Source organism: Aquibium carbonis, from assembly GCF_003970795.1.
Taxonomy (GTDB): Bacteria; Pseudomonadota; Alphaproteobacteria; order Rhizobiales; family Rhizobiaceae; genus Aquibium; species Aquibium carbonis.
Genome location: NZ_RWKW01000070.1, coordinates 40,432 through 47,346, shown reverse-complemented (window position 1 = coordinate 47,346; position 6,915 = coordinate 40,432). Strand labels below are relative to the sequence as shown.

Genomic DNA, 6,915 nt, shown 5'->3' with positions numbered 1-6,915 from the left:
CGGCGCGAGCGGTCGACGGCTGCCGGTTCGTCGCCGTCGGCAGTGCCGCCGAATACGGGCCGGCCGCCGGTCCCACCGCGCTTCGCGAGGACGCGCCCCGCGCGCCGCAGTCGGCCTACGGCCGCGCCAAGGCACGTCTGATGGACGAGATTGCCGAATGTGCGCTTGCCGGCGGCGACGTGGCGGGGCTGCGCCTGTTTGCCGCAATCGGACCCGCCATGCCGCCTCACAGCCTGCTGGGGTCGGTCGTCAGGCAGTTGCGCGAGCCCGGCGGGACTTCGGTTGAAACCGGCGGTCTGGACGGCGAGCGGGACTATCTGCCCGTGGGTGAGGCTGCCGCGCTGATGACGTCGCTGGCGCTGACGCGCCCACACCTGCCGCCGTGGATCAACCTCGGCTCGGGACTGGGCACGCCGCTTCGCGACCTCGTGGCCGCGGCCATCCGCCTGTCGGGACGCGACCTCGGGCTTCGAGAGGATCGCGGGACGGAAGCATCGGCCAGGCAACGAATCGTGGCGGACAACACCTTGCTGCGATCGCTGGGATACGAGACCGTTTCGGCGACGATCGACGACCTCGCGGCACTGGCGCTCGGCGGGGGAGCCTGGGGGCGCGGCCCGGTCGAACCGGACCGCTTCCTGCGTGACGGCCCTGAACGGCGCGGCAGCGGTGGCAATCGCCAAGCTTAGTCTTGCGTCGACCGGTGGCCTGCGCTAACCCTCGCCGCGTTGCAACACGGGCAGGCCGCGCACCTTTCCCGTCCCATCGCGTCGGCCAGGGTCCGGGGCGATACGGTCGGTCGAACTGGACGGCATGCCGCGGAAGGCTCAGGCATGGACGAACTTCTCGTTTCGTATCTACCCATCATGATCTTCATCGGGGTGGCGCTGTTCGTCGGCGTCGCGCTTCTGGCCGCACCGTTCCTGGTCGCCTACAAGAATCCCGACCCCGAGAAGCTGTCGGCATACGAGTGCGGCTTCAACGCCTTCGACGATGCGCGCATGAAGTTCGACATCCGCTTCTACCTGGTCTCGATCCTGTTCATCATCTTCGATCTCGAAGTGGCGTTCCTGTTCCCCTGGGCGGTTTCGTTCGGGGAAATCGGCATGCTCGGCTTCTGGTCGATGATGGTTTTCCTTGGCGTCCTGACGATCGGCTTTATCTATGAGTGGAAGAAGGGAGCGCTGGAATGGGATTGAACGAGAGTTCGCAGACCCTGGTGGCGCCGAAGCCGCGGGGGATCATCGATCCGAACACCGGCAAGCCGATCGGCTCTGACGACCGGTTCTACGGCGAGATCAATTCGGAACTGGCCGACAAGGGCTTTCTCGTCACCTCGTCGGAGGCGCTGATCACCTGGGCGCGCACCGGCTCGCTGATGTGGATGACCTTCGGCCTGGCCTGCTGCGCGGTCGAGATGATGCACATCTCCATGCCGCGCTACGACGCCGAGCGCTTCGGCATCGCGCCGCGTGCATCGCCGCGCCAGTCGGACGTGATGATCGTGGCCGGCACGCTGACCAACAAGATGGCGCCGGCGCTGCGCAAGGTCTACGATCAGATGCCCGAGCCGCGCTACGTCATCTCGATGGGATCGTGTGCCAACGGCGGTGGCTACTACCACTATTCCTACTCGGTGGTGCGCGGATGCGACCGTGTGGTGCCGGTCGACATCTACGTGCCGGGCTGCCCTCCGACCGCCGAGGCGCTGCTCTACGGCATTCTGCTCCTGCAGAAGAAGATCCGTCGTACGGGCACGATCGAGAGGTAGGGCGATGGCGGAACCGGCCCACATGATCATTCCCTTGCTGAAGGAAATGCGGGCGGAGATCGGTGGTCGGTTCGACGGCGTCGATGGTCGACTGGAGCGGATCGAGCAGCGGATTCAGAAGCTCAAGGAAGTGCGGGTCTCGTTTCGCCAGGCACTCGCCGGCGATAGCCTGAAGAGCAAGCTCCTCGCCGGTGAATTCGAGGAACGTATCGAAGCCATCGAACAGAGGCTCCGGGAACTGGAAGAGCAAAAATGAGCGAAGCGCTGAGAGATCTGGCCGGCTATATCGAAGAGCGTCTCGACGGCAAGATCGAGACGGCCGTGGTCGCGCATGGCGAACTGACTTTGAACGTGGCTGCGTCCGACATCGTCGATGTGCTGTCGTTCCTGAAGCGCGACGTGCAGTGCCAGTTCATCTCGTTCATCGACATCTGCGGTGCCGACTACCCGACGCGCGAGAAGCGGTTCGACGTGGTCTACCATCTCTTGTCGCCGCGACAGAACCAGCGCATCCGGGTCAAGGTGACGACGGACGAGGACACGCCTGTGCCGTCGGCGACGTCGGTGTTTCCGGGCGCCGACTGGTTCGAGCGCGAGGCCTATGACCTTTACGGCATCCTGTTCACGGGCCACCCGGAACTGCGCCGCATCCTCACCGACTACGGCTTCGAGGGGCATCCGCTCCGCAAGGACTTTCCGGTGACGGGCTTCGTCGAAGTTCGCTACGACGACGAGGTGAAACGCGTCGTCTACGAACCGGTGGAACTGAAGCAGGAGTTCCGCAACTTCGACTTTCTCAGCCCGTGGGAAGGCACCGACTACGTGCTGCCGGGAGACGAGAAGGCCAGGCAGGGGTGAGGGCGGCCCGTGGTGCGACTCGTCTTCTTCGCGCTGGTGGCCATCCTGGCCATCGCTGCGATCTGGTTCGGCGTGTCGAAACTTTCGGGACGGCCCTTCGCCAGCGACGCGACAGGCAAGGTGCTGGTGGCGCTGATCATCGCCGCGCTGGGCTTCTGGCTGTTCGGCGGCGGAGCACTCTTGTCGCAATGATGACGTGGGCGACGGACGCGCAGGCGTGGAATTTCTCTTTCGACGCCGATGCGTCGGGACTGGTTCGGGAAGCAGGACAATGACCGAGCACAACGTACGCAACTTCAACATCAATTTCGGTCCTCAGCACCCGGCGGCGCATGGCGTTCTGCGGCTGGTGCTGGAACTCGACGGTGAAGTGGTGAGCCGCGTGGACCCGCATATCGGGCTTTTGCACCGCGGCACCGAAAAGCTGATCGAGCAGAAGACCTACCTCCAGGCCGTGCCTTATTTCGACCGGCTGGACTATGTCGCGCCGATGAACCAGGAGCATGCCTTCGCGCTCGCCACCGAACGGCTGCTCGGCATCGAGGTGCCGAAGCGCGGGCAGGTGATCCGCGTGCTCTATTCCGAGATCGGTCGCATCCTGTCGCACCTGCTCAACGTGACCACGCAGGCCCTGGACATCGGCGCGCTGACGCCGCCGCTGTGGGGCTTCGAGGAGCGCGAAAAACTGATGGTGTTCTACGAGCGGGCGTCGGGCGCACGCATGCACGCGGCCTATTTCCGGCCCGGCGGCGTGCACCAGGACATTCCCGAGAAGCTTGTCGAGGACATCGGCAAGTGGATCGATCCGTTCCTGCAGACGGTGACCGATCTCGACGAGCTCCTGACCGAGAACCGCATCTTCAAGCAGCGCAACGTCGACATCGGCGTCGTCAGCCTCGAAGACGCCTGGGCCTGGGGCTTTTCGGGGGTGATGGTGCGCGGTTCCGGCGCGCGGTGGGACCTGCGCAAGTCGCAGCCCTATGAGTGCTATTCGGAAATGGATTTCCAGATCCCGATCGGCAAGAACGGCGACTGCTACGATCGCTACCTGATCCGCATGGAGGAGATGCGCCAGTCGGCGGAGATCATGCGGCAGTGCGTCAACCGGCTGCTGTCGACGGAAAGGACCGGCCCGGTGTCGAACACCGATGGCAAGGTGGTGCCGCCCAAGCGCGCCGCCATGAAGCGCTCGATGGAAGCGCTGATCCATCACTTCAAGCTCTATACCGAAGGCTATCGCGTGCCCGAGGGCGAAGTCTATGCGGCCGTCGAGGCGCCGAAGGGCGAGTTCGGCGTCTATCTCGTGTCCGACGGCACCAACAAGCCCTATCGCTGCAAGCTGCGGGCTCCGGGCTTCGCGCATCTGCAGGCGATGGATTTCATGTGCCGCGGCCACATGCTCGCCGATGTCTCGGCCGTTCTGGGCTCGCTCGACATCGTGTTCGGCGAGGTCGACCGCTAGTCGACCACTTCCGGCCCGGTGGCAGGGAGATCTTCGGGGGTCGGCGTACGCCTCTTCTCGTGCCCTGCGGCGCCGCGTCCGGGCCTTGCCGGTCGGTCGGCAGGCTCTCGTTAGGACGCTCGCAATCGGCGTATGAACTCGGGCTCGACCGTCCTTTCAGGCGCGTCTTCAGGCAGGCGCGCCCGCGCCGTTCTTTTTCCGTTCTCTCCGTTCCGGTTGCCCCAAATGAGCGCCCCTCCGGTGCCCACTTGACGCTCGGTCAACTTCGACTCTTCTTCCTGTTTTCGTTTGACATTCATCTAAAGTTCGCTTTACGCTTCAAACAAGGGCGAACGAAAATTCTAAAAGCTCAAGACGAATGCCCGGGAGAGACGCTTGGACGGCGCTATCTACGACATCCTGATCATCGGCGGCGGGATCAATGGCTGCGGCGTGGCGCGCGATGCGGCGGGCCGAGGCTATTCGGTCTATCTGGCCGAAATGAACGATCTGGCCAGCGGAACGTCGTCCTGGTCGACGAAGCTGATCCATGGCGGCTTGCGCTATCTGGAGCACTACGAGTTCCGGCTGGTGCGCGAGGCCCTGATGGAACGCGAGGTGCTATGGCGCATGGCGCCGCACATCATCTGGCCGATGCGCTTCGTGCTGCCGCACCACAAGGGCCTGCGGCCCGCCTGGCTGTTGCGGCTGGGGCTGTTTCTCTACGACCATATCGGCGGCCGCAAGCTGCTGCCGCCAACACGGACGCTGGACATGCGCACCGATCCGGCGGGCAAGCCGCTGAAGCCGCTGTTTTCGCGCGCCTTCGAATATTCGGATTGCTGGGTGAACGATGCCCGCCTGGTGGTGATGAACGCGCGTGACGCGGCCGATCGCGGCGCGACGATCCGGACCCGCAGCCGCGTGACGTCGGCGCGGCGGGAGAACGGGATCTGGACGGTTGTCGTCGAGGACATGCGCGGCCGAACCTCCGATACGGTGAAGGCGCGGCTGCTCGTAAATGCTGCCGGGCCTTGGGTCGACAAGGTGCTCGGCTCGACGCTGGGCAAGAACGACATCCACAATGTCCGTCTCGTGCAGGGCAGCCACATCGTCGTGAAGCGCAAGTTCGACGACCCGCGCGCCTATTTCTTCCAGAATCGCGACGGCCGCATCATCTTCGCGATCCCCTACGAGCAGGATTTCACCCTCATTGGGACCACCGACCAGGATTATGTCGGAGAACCGGGCGAGGTGGCGATCACCGATTCGGAGGTCGCCTATCTGTGCGAGGCGGCGAGCGAATACTTCGCCGAGCCGGTGCGGCGCGAGGACATCGTCTGGACCTATTCCGGGGTACGGCCGCTGTTCGACGATGGCGCGTCGAAAGCCCAGGAGGCCACACGCGACTACGTGCTGACGGCGGAAGGCGAGGGCGGCCAGGCGCCGCTTCTCAACATTTTCGGCGGCAAGATCACCACCTACCGGCGGTTGGCGGAAGCGATGATCGAGAAGATCGAGGGCTTCCTCGGGCGCAAGGGGAAACCCTGGACGGCCGGCACAACCCTGTCGGGCGGCGATTTCCCGCCCAACGGCTTCGACACGGAGGTGGAGCGCCTGAAAGCAGCCTACGGCTTCCTCGACCCCGCCCATGCGCAGAGGCTCGTCCGGCTCTACGGCACGAAGGCGGCTGTCTTGCTCGGCGGGGCGCGTTCCACGGCCGATCTCGGCCGGCACTTCGGCGCGGATCTCTACGAGGCGGAGGTGCGCTACCTGATCGAAAGGGAGTGGGCGCTTTCGGCAGACGACGTCCTGTGGCGGCGCACCAAGCGGGGCCTGCGCCTGACAGAAGCAGAGGCCGCCGCTCTCGAGGATTTCATGCACGGCGCGACCGGACATCCGGAAACGGCTGCTGCGGAATAGCGGCGAGGGATTTTCGCCCGCCCGGGCGCGTCCGCACGGTGCCGCTTATTCGTTGGGGGAAAGCCCCCGTTCGGCGCGGAACCGGGCGACCCACGCCCGGTTCGTTTCATCGGCAAGCTTGGCCACGCCTGGCGTGATCCCGTCGGCGGTTTCGGGCGGGAGCCCCAGTGCTTTAAGCACTCTGGCCAGCGTCCCCGCCGGATCGGCCGACAGGTCGGCATAGGTGAGCCGGAGCGGCGCCAGACCCTCACGGTCGAACCACGCGGCCCATTCGCGCTCGTAGCCCAGCAACCGCTCGTAGGCCGCGCTGATGGCCTCGCCGTGATAGGCGGGCTCGCGCGGCGGCGCGGTGCGCTCCAGTTCGGAGCCGTCAGCCGCTCGGTGCCAGAGGCCGGTCTGTTCGGCGCGGACCAGCGAAACGGCCTGGTCGACCTTGTCGGCACGAGTCAGATAAATGAACAGCGTGCGGCCGAAAGCAGCCCGCATGCGCGCGACGTCGCCCGCCGGCTCGCGATGGAGCAAAGCGAGTTTTTCGGAAAAGAAGGCGAAGCTGTGCCGCTGAAGGCGCAAGCCGAAAATCGGCGTGCCGCCGCGGCCCTTGTCGATTGCGGCAGCGAAAACCGCCGCGACCGTGTCGCGCTCCGATCGGCCCGGAACGTCCGGCAGGTCGTAATCCTCCAGCCACTCCGCAAGCGACGGTTCGTGGAAATGCGATCCCGGCCGGCCGGCGATGCCGGTAGCGGCCAGAAGCTTGCACAGAAGGGTGCTGCCGCTGCGCGGTGCGGTGCAGAGGACATAGGCTTCGTACAGATTGTCCAAGGTGGGCACGGCGGGTTCCGATGGTGATGGGCGAGGGCGCTGCCGTCCCCTTAGGACGTCAGGACCGCTACGTCCGAGCGCAAAGTTCAGGGCGGGACGAAGA

General features: G+C 65.2%; 9 protein-coding genes. 8 read left to right on the top strand and 1 reads right to left on the bottom strand.

From position 1 onward, the window contains the following. The 8 genes from EJC49_RS18145 to glpD form a co-directional block, all read left to right on the top strand. On the top strand, nucleotides 1–689 hold a 689-nt coding region (locus tag EJC49_RS18145), incomplete at its 5' end, for an NAD-dependent epimerase/dehydratase family protein (protein ID WP_148106312.1). A gap of 144 nt (nucleotides 690–833) precedes the next feature. After that, nucleotides 834–1,199, top strand: coding sequence for an NADH-quinone oxidoreductase subunit A (locus EJC49_RS18140; protein ID WP_126701349.1), 366 nt, complete (start codon nucleotides 834–836; stop codon nucleotides 1,197–1,199). Beyond that, nucleotides 1,190–1,771: a NuoB/complex I 20 kDa subunit family protein gene (locus tag EJC49_RS18135; RefSeq protein ID WP_126701348.1), complete on the top strand. Its 582-nt coding sequence runs from the start codon at nucleotides 1,190–1,192 to the stop codon at nucleotides 1,769–1,771. The genes EJC49_RS18140 and EJC49_RS18135 overlap by 10 nt, the downstream gene beginning before the upstream one ends. 22 nt (nucleotides 1,772–1,793) lie before the next feature. Continuing rightward, nucleotides 1,794–2,027 (top strand): restriction endonuclease subunit S domain-containing protein, encoded by a 234-nt coding sequence (locus tag EJC49_RS18130; RefSeq protein WP_245453461.1) that lies wholly within the window; start codon nucleotides 1,794–1,796, stop codon nucleotides 2,025–2,027. Further along, entirely contained in the window at nucleotides 2,024–2,629 is a 606-nt protein-coding gene (locus EJC49_RS18125) for an NADH-quinone oxidoreductase subunit C (RefSeq protein ID WP_126701346.1), read from the top strand. The genes EJC49_RS18130 and EJC49_RS18125 overlap by 4 nt, the downstream gene beginning before the upstream one ends. Before the next feature lie 9 nt (nucleotides 2,630–2,638). Further along, on the top strand, nucleotides 2,639–2,821 hold the full coding sequence (locus tag EJC49_RS18120; protein WP_126701345.1) for a hypothetical protein: 183 nt from the start codon (nucleotides 2,639–2,641) through the stop codon (nucleotides 2,819–2,821). A gap of 79 nt (nucleotides 2,822–2,900) precedes the next feature. Continuing rightward, entirely contained in the window at nucleotides 2,901–4,091 is a 1,191-nt protein-coding gene (locus EJC49_RS18115; RefSeq protein WP_126701344.1) for an NADH-quinone oxidoreductase subunit D, read from the top strand. A 375-nt stretch (nucleotides 4,092–4,466) separates the two neighbouring features. Continuing rightward, nucleotides 4,467–5,993 (top strand): glycerol-3-phosphate dehydrogenase, encoded by a 1,527-nt coding sequence (glpD, locus tag EJC49_RS18110; protein ID WP_126701343.1) that lies wholly within the window; start codon nucleotides 4,467–4,469, stop codon nucleotides 5,991–5,993. A gap of 45 nt (nucleotides 5,994–6,038) precedes the next feature. On the opposite strand, the gene EJC49_RS18105 is transcribed toward glpD, so the two are convergent. Continuing rightward, nucleotides 6,039–6,821, bottom strand: a complete 783-nt coding sequence (locus EJC49_RS18105) for a Stf0 family sulfotransferase (protein WP_245453460.1) — start codon at nucleotides 6,819–6,821, stop codon at nucleotides 6,039–6,041. Nucleotides 6,822–6,915: the final 94 nt, after the last annotated feature.

Bases quoted from the DNA above. Each gene is read 5' to 3' on its own strand.
- EJC49_RS18125 (WP_126701346.1), top strand. From the start codon at position 2,024: ATGAGCGAAGCGCTGAGAGATCTGGCCGGCTATATCGAAGAGCGTCTC.
- EJC49_RS18140 (WP_126701349.1), top strand. From the start codon at position 834: ATGGACGAACTTCTCGTTTCGTATCTACCCATCATGATCTTCATCGGG.
- EJC49_RS18135 (WP_126701348.1), top strand. From the start codon at position 1,190: ATGGGATTGAACGAGAGTTCGCAGACCCTGGTGGCGCCGAAGCCGCGG.
- EJC49_RS18115 (WP_126701344.1), top strand. From the start codon at position 2,901: ATGACCGAGCACAACGTACGCAACTTCAACATCAATTTCGGTCCTCAG.
- EJC49_RS18130 (WP_245453461.1), top strand. From the start codon at position 1,794: ATGATCATTCCCTTGCTGAAGGAAATGCGGGCGGAGATCGGTGGTCGG.